This window comes from Haloarcula salina (assembly GCF_049603855.1).
Taxonomy (GTDB): domain Archaea; phylum Halobacteriota; class Halobacteria; order Halobacteriales; family Haloarculaceae; genus Haloarcula; species Haloarcula salina_A.
The window spans coordinates 893,103-908,719 of record NZ_CP187146.1 but is presented as its reverse complement, the minus strand read 5'-3'; the positions used below and the strand labels follow the sequence as shown (position 1 = coordinate 908,719).

Here is a 15,617-nt window from a genome sequence, read left to right as displayed (position 1 = left end):
TTCAGGTCCCGCGCTGGAGTTCCTCGCGAGCGGTCAGTTCGTCCGGCACCAGCCGGAAGAACTCGAAGGTGACCTCGCGGACCGGGCGGTCGAACACGTCGACGAGCGGGATGTCGACGCGCTCGAAGCCGTCGAGGACCTCGCTCGTGATGTCGTCGCGCGACGCGTCTTCGAGACGGCCGCTGGCGACGACGCTCTGCCAGGGCTCCTCGCCGTCGCCGTAGGTCACGAACGTCACCGGGCGGCCGTCGAGGTACCCCTTCTCGCTGTCGCGGTTCGCGGCCAGGCGGAAGTAAAAAACCGACTCCTCGGGGTCGTACCCGTACGAGACGGGGGCCGCATAGGGAGCCGTCTCCTCGTCCACCGCGAGTGACAAGACCCCCGTTCCGCCGATGCCGAGAAACGCGTCCCGGTCGTCGGCACTCATCTCGGCGCGATTCGTTTCAGCCATACGAGATATCACTCGCCGACGGTAAATAAAGCCCCGCGCGCCTCCCGACCGACCGGGAACTCCCGGCCGGAAGAAGACATATAACGGTCGGTTGCGAACTGTTCCCATGCGCGAGGCACGTCGGACGACACGCCAGCGCATCGCTGACCAACTGCGCGAGGAACCCATGGCGGCGGGGACAATCGCGAACGCTTTCGAGATCCAGACCAGCGACGCGCTCACACACGTCGAACACATCGCGAAATCGCTCGACGCGACCGACGAGCAGCTGCTCGTCGCCCCGCCCGAGTGCGAGGAGTGCGGCTTCACCGACTTCGACGACCTGACGAACCGCCCGAGTCGGTGTCCCGAGTGCAAGTGCGAGTCGGTCGCGGAACCGGCCTATCGGATCGGCTGACGCGGTCCCTGCGCCCGCCGGCGTCAGTTCCCGGAGAAGCCGATGCGACCGCGCGAGGAGCGGTCGTGATCGCCGGAGGGGCCCTGGTTCTCGAACTCGTAGCGGTCGTCGGTCAGGTAGACGACGCCGTCCTCGACTTCGACCGACACCTCCTCCAAGACCGCGCCCTCGCAGGGGCCGAAGTTGCACAGGCCCGAGTCCGATTCGAACGTCGCGCCGTGTTTCTCACACACCAGTTCGCCGTTGCGAACCGTCGCGCCGTCGCCCTTGTCGAGGCGGATGTCCCGCCAGTGGGGGCAGTAGTTCTCGAAGGCGACGACGGCGTCGGACAACTGCACGACGAACGCCTCTGACGTGTCGAAGCCGTCGCGGACCGTGAACAGGAAGGTTCCGTCGTCGGGTACGTCCTCCAGCGCGACGATCCGGCTGTCCTCGTCCATGCTGGTCCCCCGTATGGGTCTCGGGGCTTTCAAACCGCCGGTCGCCGCAAGTGATCGGCGACACTGTCGCCGAACGGTCACCGACGGCTTCTCACTCAGGGTGACGGCGTCCCTGGTGTCGAGACCGCGACCAGTTGGCTATGACATATCAGGCGAATTTGCCGAATAATGCACCGCTCAGTACCTATTACCCTAGATTTATCATGAAGTAATTGTTCATCAATTTTTACTGCTGGATCGGTATCCGGCAGAACCACGGACGACACAGATGACAGGAAACACCATTCCAGGCGACGATCGATGCTCTCGACGAACAGTTCTCAAAGGGATCGGTGCTCTCGGTGCGGCGTCGGTCGGGACGGTTGTCCCGTCAGGCCTCGCGACCGCAGTCGGGACGAGCGCGGTCTACCAGTACTACCACACGGACTGGACCAAGATCACCGCCAATCTGTCGACGCTCGCCGAGCAGGGGTACGACGCGATACAGGTCCCGCCCGCTCAGCGGAGCCGACTCGACCGGAGCCACCAGCGCGGCGTGACGGATCCGCCGCTGGGCTACCAGCCGGTCGACTACACGGACTTCGATAGCGTGTTCGGGACGGAGGCGGAGTACGAGACGATGGTCGAGACGGCCCACGACCACGGGCTCGACGTGATCGCCGACGCCGTCATCAACCACATGGCGGCGAACGACGACTTCCGCGGCGCACCGGGCTACACCTTCGCCGACCTTCCGTACTTCAGTTCGCAGGACTTCCATCCACAGGACCCGATCGACTACGACGACCCAGAGTCGGTCGAGGACGACTGGCTCGTCGGACTCAAAGACCTGAAAATGGAGTCCTCGTACGTCCGGGGACAGCTCGAAAACTACGTCGAGAAGTACGCGAACCTCGGCGTCGACGGGATCCGGTGGGACGCGGCGAAGCACGTCCCCGAGTCGTTCTTCCAGAACTACGCCAATCAGTGGGCCGCCGACCTCGGGCTCTGGACCGTCGGCGAGGTACTGCAGGGAAGCGTCGACTACTGCCAGGGCTACGCCGACACCGGGATGTCGGTCACCGATTACCCGCTGTACTACACGATGAAGCAGGACGCGTTCCACAGCGGCGGGGACCTGCGCGCCCTGGACGGGGCCGGACTGGTCGACCAGTCACCGTTCCGATCGCTGACGTTCGTCTCCAATCACGACAGCGGACCGCCCGAGTACGAGAAGCTCGCGTACGCCTACATCCTGACGTACGAAGGGTACCCCCGCGTCTACAGCAACCGAATCGGGATCGAGGACGGCGACGTGCGGAACCTGCTCTGGATCAGGAACAACCTCGCAGGCGGTGCGGCGAATACCCGGTACGTGGACCGTGACCTCTACGTCTACGAGCGATCGGGGAACCTCCTCGTCGGCCTGAACCGCGCGAGCAGTCAGCGCAGCGCGTGGGTCTCCACGGGATGGAGTTCCACGACACTCAACGACTACAGCGGGAACGCGGGCAACGTCTCGACGGCGAGCGACGGGCGCGTGCAGGTGTCCGTTCCGCCGACGGGCTGGGTCTGCTACGCGCCGGCGTGAGCCAGAACGGCAGAAAAAGCCGTCTCAGTAGTGTTCGGCCTCGACGCGCTCGTCGAACAGTCGCTGGAGGAGCTTCGTCATCGGTCCCGTCCCGACGGAGATGCCGTCGACGGACTCCACCGGGCGGATCTCCCACGTGGAGTTCGTGAGAAACGCCTCGTCGGCGTCGCGGACGGCGTCGAGCGAGTAGTGGCCGGTCTCGACCGGGAAGTCCTCGGCGCGGGCGAGGTCAATCACCACGTCGCGTGTCACGCCGGGGAGCAGGTCGAGGTCCGCGCTCGGGGTCCGCAGGCCGTTCTCCGTGACGAAAAAGAGGTTACTCGTCGCGCCCTCGACCACGTTCCCGTCGGTGTCCCGGAGGAGGCACTCGTCGGCAGGGTCGCCGCCCGCGGCCGCGTTGCGGAGTTCGAGGCGGCCGAGGATGCCGTTGAGGTAGTTGTGCGTCTTCGCGTCCGCCGGGACGGCCTCGCTCGGAATCCGCCGGGTCCGTACCGTCTGGACCGACGCCGGACCGTCCCAGACGCGCTCGCCGTCGCGGCCGCCGCGGGGCAGTTCTTTACAGAGCACCACGACCGTCGGGTCCACGTCGGGGTCGGGCGTGAGCTTTCCCGGCTGTACACCGCGGGAGACCGAGAGACGGACGTAGGCCTCCGTGATGTCGTTCGCCGCGAGCGTCTCGTCGACGCGCTCACGGAGGTCCTCGGGGACGGCCTCGGCGAAGCCCAGCGTCTCGGCGGTCCGCTGGAGGCGCTCGCGGTGGGCGTCCCACGCGAACGGGTCACCGCCGTAGGCACGGAGCGTCTCGAACACCGCGTCGCCGTACATGAAGCCGCGGTCGCGAACTGATACCGTCGCCTCGTCCGCCGGGACGAGGTCGCCGTCTACGTGGTAGTGCATGAGAGACAGAAGTTCTCGATCATCGTCTTGCCGTGGTCGGTCAGGATGCTCTCCGGGTGGAACTGGACGCCGACGTGGGGTCGGTCACGGTGGCGCACGCCCATCACGACGCTCGCTTCGTCGGTGCCGTGGTGGCCGTCGCCGTCCGCCGATTCGGCGCTGTCGTCGCCTGCAGCGTCACCGTCGGTGACGGTGTAAGCAGTCTCGGTCAGTACGTCGGGCAGGTCCTCGCGGTCGACGGCGAGGGAGTGGTACCGGCCGACCTCGACGGGGTCGGGGAGGTCCGCGAACACGCCGGTGCCGTCGTGGGTGATCGCCGACGACTTGCCGTGGACGACCGCCTCGGCGTGACCGACCGGCGCGCCGTTGGCCGCACAGAGCGCCTGGTGGCCGAGACAGACGCCGAGCGTCGGGTAGCGGAGGTCCGCGAATATCGGCATCGAGACGCCGGCCTCCTCGGGGGTTCCCGGGCCTGGCGAGACGACGATGCCGTCCGGGTCGAGGTCGCGGATCGCGTCCACGTCGACGGCGTCGTTGCGCCGGACCACCACGTCGTCCTCGGTCCCGCCGAGGCGCAGGACCACCTCGCCGACGTACTGGACGAGATTGTACGCGAACGAGTCGTAGTTGTCGACGACGAGGACGGTCGGGGCGAGCGCGTCCGGGTCGCCACCCGCGACGTTCGCCCCGCTCATGATGCGTCCTCCAAGTCGAGGTCGACTCGTTTGCCGAGCGCCTCGTCGACGGCCGTGACGAGCGCGCGGCCCTTGTCGAGCGTCTCCTGGTACTCCGCGTCGGGATCCGAGTCGTGGACGATGCCCGCTCCCACGCGCAGGTGGTACTCGTCGGCGTAGCGCACGAGCGTCCGGATGACGATGTTCAGCGTCGCCCGCCCGTCGAAGCCGAAGATGCCGATCGAGCCGGTGTAGGGGCCCCGGCGGGTCGTCTCCACTTCGTCGATGATCGCCATCGTCCGGGGTTTGGGCGCGCCGGTGATGGTCCCGCCGGGGAACACGGCTGCGATGGCGTCTTCGAGACTTGCCCGCTCGCGGAGGCGACCCTCCACGACCGAGACGAGGTGCATCACCTCGGAGTAGCGATCGACCCGGCGGTAGTCAGACACCTCGACGCTACCGAAGCGGCTCACTTTCCCGAGGTCGTTTCGCTCCAGGTCGACGAGCATGGCGTGTTCGGCCCGCTCCTTCTCGTCGGCGAGCAGGTCGGCCTCCAGGCGCTCGTCCGCGGCCGGCGCGTCGCCCCGGGGCCGCGTCCCGGCGATGGGTTCGGTCACCAGGCGGTCGCCCTCGCGGGACAACAGCAGTTCGGGGCTGGCGCTGACGAGGTCGACGCCGGGGAACTCCACGAGCGCGGAGTAGGGTGCGGGGTTCACCGCCCGGAGTGCGTCGAACGCCTCGACGGGGTGGACCGCCGCGGGGGCGCGCAGGCGCTGGGAGACGTTCGCCTGGAAGGTGTCCCCGTCGCGGATGTACCGCTTGACGGTGCGGACCCGGTCGGCGAACGCCTCGCGCGTGCAATCGCTCTCGAAGGTGGCCTCGTCGGCCGCGACCGGCGGGTCGCCGACGCTCGGGTCGCCCTCGACGGCCGCCGTCGCGAGGTCGAGGGCGTGTTGCGTGCCGAACTCGTAGGCCAGGTCCGCGGTCTCGAAGTCGTCGAGCCGCGGACAGGCCGTCACGCGGAGCGTCACGCGCTCGCCGCGCGGTTCCTCCCAGGCGGCGACGCGGTCGTACTTCGCGACCTGCAGGGTCGGGAGAGCGCGGTCAGCGACGGCGCTGTCCGGGAGCGACTCCAGCTCGCGGGCCACGTCGTAGGAGAGCCACCCGATCGCACCACAGGGGTAGGGAACGTCGCAGTCGCCGCGAGCGAGCGACTCGCCGTCGAGAAAGTCGGTGAGCGCACCGAGCGTGCCGCCAGCGCCGGGGTCGACCTCGCGGAAGTCTTCCGGCACGGTGGCGAAGTACCCCCACCCGGACTGGCCGCCGGTGGTCGCCAGGTACGCGCCGCCGGTGTCCTCGCGCGCCCGACGGTAGGCGAGAAACGGGTCGTCCACGGTGACGCGAACCTCGACCGGGACCCGAGCGGTCGGCGGCGCGTCGGCTGCGAGGGCGGCGAACGCGGTCCGGTCGGTTTCGACCGATGGCATTACTCCACGAAAACGGCGCGGCGACTAACTCCCTTGCGGTTCGCGCAGTCAGTATGCCGCGGCCCGCTCGACCCAGCCGGCGACCCGGCTCTCCGAGAGGTCGGTCTCGGCCGCGATGTCGGCGGCGTCAGCCGCGGCGAGGTCGCCGACCGTCTCGATGCCGATGTCGGCGAGGCGCTCGGCGTACGCGGGTCCGATGCCCTTGATCTCGGTGACGGGGTCGTCCGACCCTTCGGCCGCCGCGTCGGAATCGTCGTCCGCCTCGGAGGCGTCTTCATCGTCCGCCTCGGAGGCGTCTTCTTCGGCCTCGGCGGTGTCGCCGTCATCGGTCTCGGGTTCGGCCTCGTCGATGACGGGTTCGTTCGCACCCGTGGCGTCGTCGACGGCTGGCTCGGAGTCGGCGCCGGACGCGTCCTCGTCGTCGGCATCCGTTCCGGAGTCCGCGTCCGTCTCGACGCCGGCGTCGGGCGCGGCCTCGGACGCGTCGCCCTCGGCAGTACCGACTTCGGTCGTCGCGGTGTTCGTCCCCTTCACGGCGTCCTCGTCTTCAGTAGAAGGCTCGCGCTCGACGGTGACGTCGACGTCGGAGGCCGTCGACGTGGTCGAACTCGACCCGTCGAGCCCGAGGGCGGATTTCAGCTTCTGAAGCAGACCCATACACGAACGTATTTTGCCCCCACACAAATCTCTTACCTGTGGCCGCTTTCGCTAGAGGTTCGCACGGAGCACGTCGTTCATCGCCTCGACGGGGGCCTCAGCGCCGGTCCACAGCTCGAACGCCTCGACGCCCTGGAACAGGAGCATCCAGGCCCCGTCGACGGTCGTCGCTCCCGCGGCCGCGGCGTCCCGTAGCAGTCGCGTCTCGATCGGCGTGTAGACCGCGTCTAGCACCGCGAGGTCGCCGTGCAGCGCGTCCGCGGGGACCGGCGTCTCGTCGCTCTCCATCCCGACGCTGGTGCAGTTGACGAGCACGTCGGCGTCGGCGAGCAGGTCGCCGAGCTCGTCGAGCCCGTGGCCCGTCGCGCCGGGTACGTCGTCCGCGAGGGCGTGGGCCTTCGACTCGGTTCGGTTCGCGATCCGGACCGACAGCTCCTCGTCGGCGAGGCCGAACGAGACCGCGCGCCCCGCGCCGCCGGCACCGACGACGACGGCGGTCCCCGACAACGCTACCCCGTGGTGCGAGAGGGCGCGGACCGCGCCGACCGCGTCGGTGTTGTGGCCCGTCGGGGTGTCGCCCGAGAAATCGACCGTGTTGACCGCGCCGATGCGCTCGGCGAGCGGGGCCGGCTCGACGGCGTCGAGTACGTCCTGCTTGAACGGGATGGTGACGTTGAGCCCCGAGACGCCGAGCGTCTGGGCCGCTTCGACCGCCGCCGCGCCCTCGTCGGCGGGCGGCTCGAAGGCGACGTACCGCGCGTCCAGTCCGAGTTCGTCGTAGCCCGCCTCGTGCATCGGCGGGGACAGCGAGTGACCGACCGGGTTCCCGATGAGACCGTAGACGTCCATACGAACGCCAGCGAGCCCCGGTCGTATGAACGCCACGCTCTGGGGCGAGTGGGGCCAGAACCGCGGGTTGCGTGTCGGGGGACACCTCGTCCAGTCGTCGGTTTCGCAAGCTTTTCACGCGGACCTGACCACACCTCGGGTAGTGAGCAGTCTACGTCATCCCCTGGTACAGGTCGCCGTCGCACTCGCTCTGACGGCCACCTGGGTCGGTCTGCTGGTCACCGGGACCGAAGTCGGAACCGTCGCGACCGTCGCGATAAGCGGGTTCGCGGTGCTCGGCGCGTCGTTCCTCCTCGCGTGGGGTGCGGAAACCGCCGAGAAGGACGTGCCGCGGGCCTTCGCCATCGCCGTTCTCGCCATCCTCGCCGTCGCCCCCGAGTACGCCGTCGACGCGCTGTACGCCTGGAACGCCGGGGCCGGCGGCGCGACGGCCGAGGCCTGCAGCCAGCTCTCCGCACAGGCCGTCGAAGCCGGCGAGACGCAGCTGGCGCGGGCCTGTCACGACGCCAACCTCGCCATCGCGAACATGACCGGCGCGAACCGCATCCTCATCGGCCTCGGCTGGGCCGGCATCGCGGTGTTCACCGTCATGCGCGCGGCGTCGACCCGCGACACCGCCGTGCTGAACCGCGACGGCTTCCTGAACGACGCGGTCCAGCTCGACACCGACATCGCGATGGAGATCTCCTTTCTCTTTCTGGCGACCTGCTGGGCGTTCCTCGTCCCCCTCGGCGGCGGCATCGGCGCGCTCGACACGCTGTTTCTCGTCGGCCTCTACGTCACGTACATCGGTCTCGTGCTCAAGTCCGACATCGAACAGAGCGAGCACACCGTCGGCGTCCCCAGGTACTTCCAGGAGTGGTCGCTGCCGTGGCGACCGATTGTCGTCCTCCTCTTGTTCGGCTACTCCGGCGCGATGATCTTCACCGCCGTCGAGCCGTTCGCCCACGGCCTCGAAGAGATCGGCATCAACAACGGCATCCCCGAGTTCTTCATGATCCAGTGGGTCGCGCCGCTTGCGAGCGAGTCGCCGGAGCTCATCGTCGTCGCCGTGCTGGTCAACAAGGCCCGGTCGACCGCGGGGTTCAACGCGCTCATCTCCTCGAAGCTCAATCAGTGGACGCTGCTCATCGGGACCATCGCCGTCGTCTACTCCATCGCCCTCGGCGGCTACGGCGTCCTCCCGTTCGACGCCCGCCAGGGCGCGGAAATCTGGATCACGGCCGGGCAGTCCTTCTTCGCGCTCGCCATCCTCGTCAACTTCGAGATCAGCATCCGCGAGGCGGTGGTGCTGTTCGTGCTGTTCATCTCGCAGGTGCTCCTGGAGTTCGCGCTCATCAGGGACCTCGTCGAACTGCCGCTGTCGAGCCACGACCTGCTGTTGGCCTACACCGCCGTGTACCTCGTCGCGGGTGCCGCGCTGTTCGCCTACCGCCGGCGGGCGCTGAAGCGCCTGTTCGGGCTCGCCGGTGACGCCGTCCGAACCGCGTTCGGTCGAGAACCGGTCTACGTGGAGCAAGCAGACTGATGCTGGGAATCGTCGTCTCGCACGAAGACGCGGCGTCCGAACACATCGGTGAGCACCTGCTGGCGCTGCGCGACTGGGACACCGCCGTCGACGAGCGCCGCGACGACGCCGACGGCGGGGGAACGGTGTACCGGACGGACAGCGTCGAACTCCGCGAGTTCGCGTCGCTCCATCTGGACCTCGAAGACGCGGCGGCGGCCTTCGGCGACGTCGATCTGCTCGTGTTCGCCTCGAAGCACGCGGGCGAGACCGAGGAACTGCTGACCGCGCACCACACCGGAAACTTCGGGGTCGCGGAATACGGCGGCCGCGACGGCCGATTCGCCCGCGCCTGTCCGAACGCACACCGGGCGGTCGTCTCGGCGCTCGACGACCACGCGCCCCCCGAGTACGAGGTCGGCATGGAGTGCACCCACCACGGACCGACCGACGTGGGCGTCCCCTCGATGTTCGTCGAGGTCGGCAGCGCGCGCGAGCAGTGGGAGGACCCCGCCGCCGCCGAAGCCGTCGCCAGAGCGATCCTCGACGTGGCCGAGGTGGCCCCGGACGCCCCCCGCGAGAACGGCACGCGTCGCCATCTCGTCGGGCTTGGCGGCGGGCACTACGCGCCGCGCTTCGAGCGGGTCGTCCGCGAGACGGACTGGGCAGTCGGCCACATTGCTGCCGACTGGTCGCTCGACGCACTGGACGAGTGGGCCGACGACGAGGACGATCGCGACGCCGTCCTCGACCGCACCTTCCGGGAGAGCGCGGCCGACTACGCCCTCATGGAAGGTGACCGTCCCGACCTCCGGGCCGCCGTCGAGTCGCTCGGCCACCGCGTCGTCGGCGAGACGTTCGTCCGCGAGACCAGCGGCGTCCCGCTCGGCCTGGTCGAGGAACTGGAAGCCGAAATCGGAACCGTCGAGGACGGCCTCCGCTTCGGCCAGCGAGCGACCGGCTACGCGGGCGAGTGGACGGTGCTCGACCTCCCACCGGACCTGCTCGCGGAGGCCCGCGGCATCGACGGCGACGCGGTGCGCGAGGCCGTCGAGCGACACGCGGTGGCGTTCGGCACCGACCAGAACGGCACGGTCGTCACGGAGCCGGTCGTCGTCCGAGCGGGGACCGACGCCGAGGCGCTCGTCGACCCGCTCGTCGAGATTCTCGAAGCGAGCTACGACAGCGTCGCGCGAGAGGACGGCGACATCGTCGCCCGCGAGACGGCGTTCGACCCCGACCTCGCGCGAACCGCTGGGATCCCCGAAGGCCCGAAGTTCGGCAAGCTCGCGTCGGGCGAGTCGGTCGAGGTCGACGGCGAGGAGATCAGCCCGGAGCGGTTCCAGCGGGAGCGTATACGTCGATATACGCTGTGAACACGCGCGTCTCAGCCGCCGATAACTGACGTCCGGCGCGTCAGACGCGTGTCAGACGTGAGGGGAAAACTAATAACTGTTCGTCTGCAAGGGGGTTTTAAATTATGGATTCGATAATCGACGACGCTATCGACGAAGCAGAACAAGAAGGGGAGGACGCGGACGGAGGGAATGTCGACGAGTCGACATCGACGCCGTCGAAGGACATGTCGACCTCGGGCACGATGTCCGACGAGGAACTCGCGAGCGTCGTCAAAGACTTAGAGACGAAGATCACTGTCGTCGGCTGTGGCGGTGCCGGCGGGAACACGGTCACCCGGATGATGGAGGAAGGCATCCACGGGGCCAAGCTCGTCGCCGCCAACACCGACGCCCAGCACCTCGCCGACGAGGTCGCGGCCGACACCAAGATCCTCATCGGCCGCAAGCGCACCGGCGGCCGCGGCGCGGGCTCCGTCCCGAAGATCGGCGAGGAGGCCGCCCAGGAAGACATCGAGGACATCCAGCAGTCCATCGACGGCTCCGACATGGTGTTCGTCACCGCGGGCCTCGGCGGCGGGACCGGGACCGGCGCGGCCCCGGTCGTCGCGCAGGCAGCCCAGGAGGCCGGCGCGCTCACCATCTCGATCGTCACGATCCCGTTCACCGCGGAGGGCGAGCGACGCCGCGCGAACGCCGACGCCGGCCTCGAACGCCTGCGCTCCGTCTCCGACACGGTCATCGTCGTCCCGAACGACCGCCTGCTCGACTACGCGCCCTCGATGCCGCTTCAGGACGCGTTCAAGATCTGTGACCGCGTGCTCATGCGCTCGGTCAAGGGTATGACCGAGCTGATCACCAAACCCGGCCTCGTCAACGTCGACTTCGCCGACGTTCGCACGATCATGGAGAACGGCGGCGTCGCCATGATCGGCCTCGGCGAGTCCGACTCCGAGAACAAGGCCCAGGACTCCATCCGCTCGGCGCTGCGCTCGCCGCTGCTCGACGTGGAGTTCGACGGCGCGAACAGCGCCCTCGTGAACGTCGTCGGCGGCCCCGACATGAGCATCGAGGAGGCCGAAGGCGTCGTCGAGGAGATCTACGACCGCATCGACCCCGATGCCCGCATCATCTGGGGCGCGTCGGTCAACAACGAGTTCGAGGGCAAGATGGAGACGATGATCGTCGTCACCGGCGTCGAGAGCCCGCAGATCTACGGCCAGAGCGAGGCCCAGCAGGAGAAGGCCGCCCAGCAGATCGGCGAAGACATCGACTACGTCGACTGACGGTCGAGACACACTGTCGACCTAATTCTCAAGTACAGTATTCGAACACGTACATTCCAGCGAGAGCTCCGGCGAATCTTCTGTAGATCTCTGTCGGTAGTCGTTAGGACCCCTACGCCACGATTTCAGCATCTTGGTCGTTGTAACTAGTTCCTACACTACCGGAAAGCTACATAAAAAAATATCTATTAGTATCAATAATTGTAACGATGCAGATTTAAATAGACCTCATCTGCTCGTTCACATGGCGATGGATTCACGGCGCAGTATTCTCAAGAAGATGGTCGGTTCAGGGGTGCTCGGCGTCTCATCCGGTTGTCTCGGTTCGGTCTCGCAGGATGAGACGGTGCAGTTCGGGGCGTTATTTCCGCTCAGCGGTTCTCTCGAGGGGCTCGGTACCCACGGTAAACTTGCGACCGAGCAGGCGGTCACCGACATCAACGATGCGGGCGGTATCAACGGAACCGAGGTCGAGCTTACCGCTCTTGATACTGAAGGAAACGTCGAGACCGCGACCGAACAGTATCAGTCGCTCGTCGAGCAGGGGATCGTCGGATTCGTCGGCGGCCTCATCAGCGACGTGTCGATAGCTCTCGCACCGAAGGCGGCGTCCGATGCCGTCATGGAAGTCAGTCCCGCCAGCACAGCGCCACAGCTGTCGACGGCAGGTCGGGCGGACGGAGTGAAATACTTCGGACGGGTAGTCCCGAGCGACGGTGCACAGGCCGCGGTGATGGCGAAGGCTATCGACGACCCAATGCACGTCGGCGCGGATTCGGTGGCGCTGTTGAGCATCGACAACTCGTTCGGTGCTGGCCTCGCCGAGGCCCAAACGGAGTTCCTCGATAGCGAAGTCGTCGCCGACGTTCGGTTCGACCCGTCGGCGGACTCGTTCGACGATGTCCTGGGAGCAGTCTTCGAAAACGAGCCGGACGCGGTCGGCTTTACCTGCGCCGCCGGTCAGGAGCGCGGCGTCCTCGACGCGTACGGCCGCTCCGACTACGACGTGCCGTGGGTGTTTTCCTCGGGGATGTTCGGCGGTGACCTCCCGTCGTACTACGAAGGATTCTACAGCGCGTCGTTCTCCGCAGGACGAACGGACGGCTACTTCGACCTGGTGCGGCGGTTCTCTGACATCGACCAACCTGCCGCGTACGCGGTGAACGCCTACGACGCGATGTTCCTGATGGCCAGTGCCGCTGAAAAAGCCGGAGAAAGCAGCGGACCAGCAATCGCCGAAACAATCCAGTCGGTCTCCGCCGGATCGGGTCACACCGTCTCGGTCGGGGATTTCGACCGCGTCCGGACACTCACCGAAGCAGGTCGTGACATAAATTATCAGGGCGCGTCCGGCAGCGTCGACTTGACCGACGACCTGGAACCGCTGGGTTCGTACCTCATAGAGCGGATAACCGACGGAACAGTCGAGTCTCTGGAGCTAATACAACCGCAGTTCTTCGAATCCGGAGGCGGCCAATGAGTTCGCTTCCAAAGCGGATCATTACGGCGACTGAGCGATCACTTCCCGCCGGTATCAGAAAGCGATATGCAGCGAAGTTCGGCGTCCTGTTGCTCGGCGTGGTCCTCGTTCTCGCGGTCGGTGGTGCGGCCATCCATCTCGAAACGGAATCTCTCGTCGAGGCTCAGACCGAGGAACAGATCCGTGGTGTTGCAGAGTCGGAGGCCAGTGCTATCTCAGACTGGGCCGCAACCAAACAATCGACAGCGTCGTTCCTCGCGGACTCGGTCAGCGACCGATCCGAGTCGGCATCGGCGGCGGACCACCAGCGATGGCTCGAACAGAAGCTCATCGGACTCCCCAGTGACGTTCGATCACTTCACTATGTCGACGCCGCGGACGGCACGGTCATTGCCAGTACCAACGACGACATGAACGGGGCGTCGCTCAACACCGTCGAGGAGCCGTGGACCGACAGCAGCGGTGCAGTCGTGTCGTCGGGACCCACGGGGACATCCCAGCCCTATGAGAGCGGGAACGAACCGGTTATCGCGTTCATTCAATCCGCTGGCGACGACAAGTACATGGTACTGACCGCCTCACTCGAATCACGCTCCCACGGATTCACGTCACCGTTTGCGACCGGCGACGTGAAAGTCGTCGGCTCGAACGGCACCATCATACTGGACAACCGAAAGGCCTCGATCCTCGACGAATACACGACTACTGGAGACGAAACCGAGACGGCAATCGATTCTGCCCTCAACGGTGAGACGGGGTACGCACACGTCTCCGCCAGAACGGGGATGGACGACGGCGAGTACGTGATGGCATATACACCAGTTACCGGTACAGCGTGGGCCCTGCTATATCACGTCCCGGCGAACCAGGCCTTCGCGCTCCAGTCAGCGGTCTCCGAGAACATCGCTCTCCTCGTCGCGCTGGCCGTCGGGGCGCTGTTCGTCGTCGGCGTGACAATCGGACGAGGGACCGCAAAAGCGCTCTCTCGCGTGGCTGAAACCGCTGAGGATATCGCCGCCGGGAATATCAACAGCACTCTTCCAGAGACCACGCGCGTCGACGAGATGGGACAGTTGTACAACTCCTTCGAGTCTATGCAGGCGTACCTGACGACCGCCGCGAATCAGGCGGATGCGCTCGCTGACAACCGGTTCGACGATCCAGCCCTCGACGAGAGCATCCCCGGTGAGTTCGGGGCGGCCCTCGAGGAGATGGGCGAGGACATCCAGACGCTGATTACCAACGTCGAAACCGCCAGGGACGAAGCCGAGGCGGCGAAAGAAGACGCCGAGTCGATGGCAGCTTCCCTTGAAGCGAAGGCAGCCGAGTTCAGCGACGTGATGGACAGGTCGGCGGCCGGGGACCTCACCCAGCGGATGGCCACCGACAGCGACTACGATGCGATGGTCGATATCGCGGAGAGTTTCAACGAGATGATCGCAGAACTCGAACGGACAGTCAACCGCATCGAAGGGTTCGCCGGAACCGTCGACAGTTCGACGGAAGCGATTTCAGCGAGCGCACAGGAAGTGCGGTCGGCCAGCGAACAGGTGAGCGATTCGGTACAGCAGATCGCCGAGGGCGCAGACGAGCAAAACAGGAACATCCAGCAGGTGAGCGACGAGATGACCGACCTGTCGGCGACTGTCGAGGAGATAACCTCGTCCACCGACGAAGTCGCGTCGAAGTCACAACAGGCCGTCAACGACGGCGAGTCCGGGCGCGAATACGCTGAGCAGGCCGCCGCCGAAATCGAGGCGCTCGAACGGAAGTCCACCGAGGCCATCGAACAGGTGGAGTCCCTCGCAGAGGAGATGGAGCGCATCGGCGAGGTCACGACGCTCATCGATGAAATCGCAGAACAGACGAACATGCTCGCGCTCAACGCGAACATCGAAGCCGCCCGGGCCGGTGAGGCGGGCGACGGGTTCGCCGTCGTGGCCCGCGAGATCAAGACGCTCGCCGAGGAAACTCAAGAAGCAACGACCGACATCGAGTCGATGATCGACGAGATCCGATCCCGGACGGACTCCACCGTCACGGATATGCGGGACATGGGCGAGAGCGTCGACACCGGGAAAGAAACGGTCGAAAACGCGACGGACGCGCTGACCAGTATCGTCCAGCAGGTCAACGAGGCCAACGACGGCGTCCAGGCTATCAGCGACGCGACCGACGAGCAGGCAGCCTCGATGGAAGAGGTCGTCTCGATGGCCGAGGAAGTCGGCTCGATCAGCGAGGAGACCTCTTCCGAAGCCGAGAACGTCGCCGCGTCCGCCGAGGAACAGACGGCGTCGATCACCGAGGTCACCGAGAAGATACAGTCACTCTCCAGTCAGGCGACCGATCTCAAGGAACTCGTCGACCAGTTCGAAACTGACGACACCGACGATGGAAGTGAGTCGAGAAGACATGGATCAAGTGAGACTGCACTGACCGACGACTGATCGAACAGGTTCGGAACGCCCGTTCCGATTATCGCCCCGTTCTGTCGACTGGTTCACTTTATGAGATGTGTCGCCTAGAGCGCCCTGCGATGGTCCCGAACTCGTAGCGACGCATCACAA

Annotated in this window: 14 protein-coding genes; 7 read left to right on the top strand and 7 right to left on the bottom strand. The window is 66.4% G+C overall.

From position 1 onward, the window contains the following. Position 1: 1 nt before the first annotated feature. Entirely contained in the window at positions 2-451 is a 450-nt protein-coding gene (locus ACOZ4I_RS04630) for a pyridoxamine 5'-phosphate oxidase family protein (protein ID WP_424003501.1), read from the bottom strand. A gap of 106 nt (positions 452-557) precedes the next feature. On the opposite strand from ACOZ4I_RS04630, the gene ACOZ4I_RS04625 reads away from it, so the two are divergent. Beyond that, positions 558-848, top strand: a complete 291-nt coding sequence (locus ACOZ4I_RS04625; RefSeq protein ID WP_424003499.1) for a transcriptional regulator — start codon at positions 558-560, stop codon at positions 846-848. A 23-nt stretch (positions 849-871) separates the two neighbouring features. On the opposite strand, the gene ACOZ4I_RS04620 is transcribed toward ACOZ4I_RS04625, so the two are convergent. Next, positions 872-1,288 (bottom strand): Rieske (2Fe-2S) protein, encoded by a 417-nt coding sequence (locus tag ACOZ4I_RS04620; RefSeq protein WP_424003497.1) that lies wholly within the window; start codon positions 1,286-1,288, stop codon positions 872-874. A gap of 268 nt (positions 1,289-1,556) precedes the next feature. Here ACOZ4I_RS04620 and ACOZ4I_RS04615 point away from each other — a divergent pair, with 268 nt between their 5' ends. Next, positions 1,557-2,858, top strand: coding sequence for an alpha-amylase domain-containing protein (locus tag ACOZ4I_RS04615; RefSeq protein WP_424003495.1), 1,302 nt, complete (start codon positions 1,557-1,559; stop codon positions 2,856-2,858). A gap of 24 nt (positions 2,859-2,882) precedes the next feature. Here ACOZ4I_RS04615 and ACOZ4I_RS04610 read toward each other — a convergent pair whose 3' ends face one another. Genes ACOZ4I_RS04610 through ACOZ4I_RS04590 form a run of 5 tightly spaced genes read right to left on the bottom strand, consistent with a single transcriptional unit; the run spans position 2,883 to position 7,422 of the window. Next, positions 2,883-3,755, bottom strand: a complete 873-nt coding sequence (locus ACOZ4I_RS04610) for an aminotransferase class IV (protein WP_424003493.1) — start codon at positions 3,753-3,755, stop codon at positions 2,883-2,885. Further along, positions 3,740-4,450, bottom strand: a complete 711-nt coding sequence (locus tag ACOZ4I_RS04605; RefSeq protein ID WP_424003491.1) for an anthranilate synthase component II — start codon at positions 4,448-4,450, stop codon at positions 3,740-3,742. The genes ACOZ4I_RS04610 and ACOZ4I_RS04605 overlap by 16 nt, the downstream gene beginning before the upstream one ends. Further along, the gene (pabB, locus tag ACOZ4I_RS04600) at positions 4,447-5,916 is read right to left on the bottom strand and encodes an aminodeoxychorismate synthase, component I (protein ID WP_424003489.1); all 1,470 of its coding nucleotides are present in this window, start codon (positions 5,914-5,916) and stop codon (positions 4,447-4,449) included. The genes ACOZ4I_RS04605 and pabB overlap by 4 nt, the downstream gene beginning before the upstream one ends. 48 nt (positions 5,917-5,964) lie before the next feature. Further along, complete coding sequence (locus ACOZ4I_RS04595) at positions 5,965-6,573, bottom strand: helix-hairpin-helix domain-containing protein (RefSeq protein WP_424003487.1); 609 nt, start codon at positions 6,571-6,573, stop codon at positions 5,965-5,967. Positions 6,574-6,624: 51 nt separating this feature from the next. Continuing rightward, complete coding sequence (locus ACOZ4I_RS04590) at positions 6,625-7,422, bottom strand: shikimate dehydrogenase (protein ID WP_424003485.1); 798 nt, start codon at positions 7,420-7,422, stop codon at positions 6,625-6,627. Positions 7,423-7,564: 142 nt separating this feature from the next. Here ACOZ4I_RS04590 and ACOZ4I_RS04585 point away from each other — a divergent pair, with 142 nt between their 5' ends. The 5 genes from ACOZ4I_RS04585 to ACOZ4I_RS04565 all read left to right on the top strand — a co-directional run bounded on the left by ACOZ4I_RS04585 (position 7,565) and on the right by ACOZ4I_RS04565 (position 15,497). Continuing rightward, entirely contained in the window at positions 7,565-8,950 is a 1,386-nt protein-coding gene (locus ACOZ4I_RS04585; protein ID WP_424003483.1) for a sodium:calcium antiporter, read from the top strand. Continuing rightward, positions 8,950-10,305, top strand: a complete 1,356-nt coding sequence (locus ACOZ4I_RS04580) for a D-aminoacyl-tRNA deacylase (protein WP_424003481.1) — start codon at positions 8,950-8,952, stop codon at positions 10,303-10,305. The genes ACOZ4I_RS04585 and ACOZ4I_RS04580 overlap by 1 nt, the downstream gene beginning before the upstream one ends. 104 nt (positions 10,306-10,409) lie before the next feature. Next, positions 10,410-11,570 (top strand): cell division protein FtsZ, encoded by a 1,161-nt coding sequence (ftsZ, locus tag ACOZ4I_RS04575; RefSeq protein ID WP_424003479.1) that lies wholly within the window; start codon positions 10,410-10,412, stop codon positions 11,568-11,570. A gap of 244 nt (positions 11,571-11,814) precedes the next feature. Then, a complete protein-coding gene (locus ACOZ4I_RS04570; protein WP_424003477.1) occupies positions 11,815-13,050 on the top strand; it encodes an ABC transporter substrate-binding protein in 1,236 nt (411 codons plus the stop codon). Next, positions 13,047-15,497: a methyl-accepting chemotaxis protein gene (locus ACOZ4I_RS04565; RefSeq protein ID WP_424003475.1), complete on the top strand. Its 2,451-nt coding sequence runs from the start codon at positions 13,047-13,049 to the stop codon at positions 15,495-15,497. The genes ACOZ4I_RS04570 and ACOZ4I_RS04565 overlap by 4 nt, the downstream gene beginning before the upstream one ends. Positions 15,498-15,617 lie beyond the last annotated feature (120 nt).

Bases quoted from the DNA above. Each gene is read 5' to 3' on its own strand.
- ACOZ4I_RS04590 (WP_424003485.1), bottom strand. From the start codon at position 7,422: ATGGACGTCTACGGTCTCATCGGGAACCCGGTCGGTCACTCGCTGTCC.
- ACOZ4I_RS04570 (WP_424003477.1), top strand. From the start codon at position 11,815: ATGGCGATGGATTCACGGCGCAGTATTCTCAAGAAGATGGTCGGTTCA.
- ACOZ4I_RS04620 (WP_424003497.1), bottom strand. From the start codon at position 1,288: ATGGACGAGGACAGCCGGATCGTCGCGCTGGAGGACGTACCCGACGAC.
- ACOZ4I_RS04565 (WP_424003475.1), top strand. From the start codon at position 13,047: ATGAGTTCGCTTCCAAAGCGGATCATTACGGCGACTGAGCGATCACTT.
- ACOZ4I_RS04595 (WP_424003487.1), bottom strand. From the start codon at position 6,573: ATGGGTCTGCTTCAGAAGCTGAAATCCGCCCTCGGGCTCGACGGGTCG.
- pabB (WP_424003489.1), bottom strand. From the start codon at position 5,916: ATGCCATCGGTCGAAACCGACCGGACCGCGTTCGCCGCCCTCGCAGCC.
- ftsZ (WP_424003479.1), top strand. From the start codon at position 10,410: ATGGATTCGATAATCGACGACGCTATCGACGAAGCAGAACAAGAAGGG.
- ACOZ4I_RS04580 (WP_424003481.1), top strand. From the start codon at position 8,950: ATGCTGGGAATCGTCGTCTCGCACGAAGACGCGGCGTCCGAACACATC.
- ACOZ4I_RS04630 (WP_424003501.1), bottom strand. From the start codon at position 451: ATGGCTGAAACGAATCGCGCCGAGATGAGTGCCGACGACCGGGACGCG.
- ACOZ4I_RS04610 (WP_424003493.1), bottom strand. From the start codon at position 3,755: ATGCACTACCACGTAGACGGCGACCTCGTCCCGGCGGACGAGGCGACG.
- ACOZ4I_RS04605 (WP_424003491.1), bottom strand. From the start codon at position 4,450: ATGAGCGGGGCGAACGTCGCGGGTGGCGACCCGGACGCGCTCGCCCCG.
- ACOZ4I_RS04615 (WP_424003495.1), top strand. From the start codon at position 1,557: ATGACAGGAAACACCATTCCAGGCGACGATCGATGCTCTCGACGAACA.
- ACOZ4I_RS04625 (WP_424003499.1), top strand. From the start codon at position 558: ATGCGCGAGGCACGTCGGACGACACGCCAGCGCATCGCTGACCAACTG.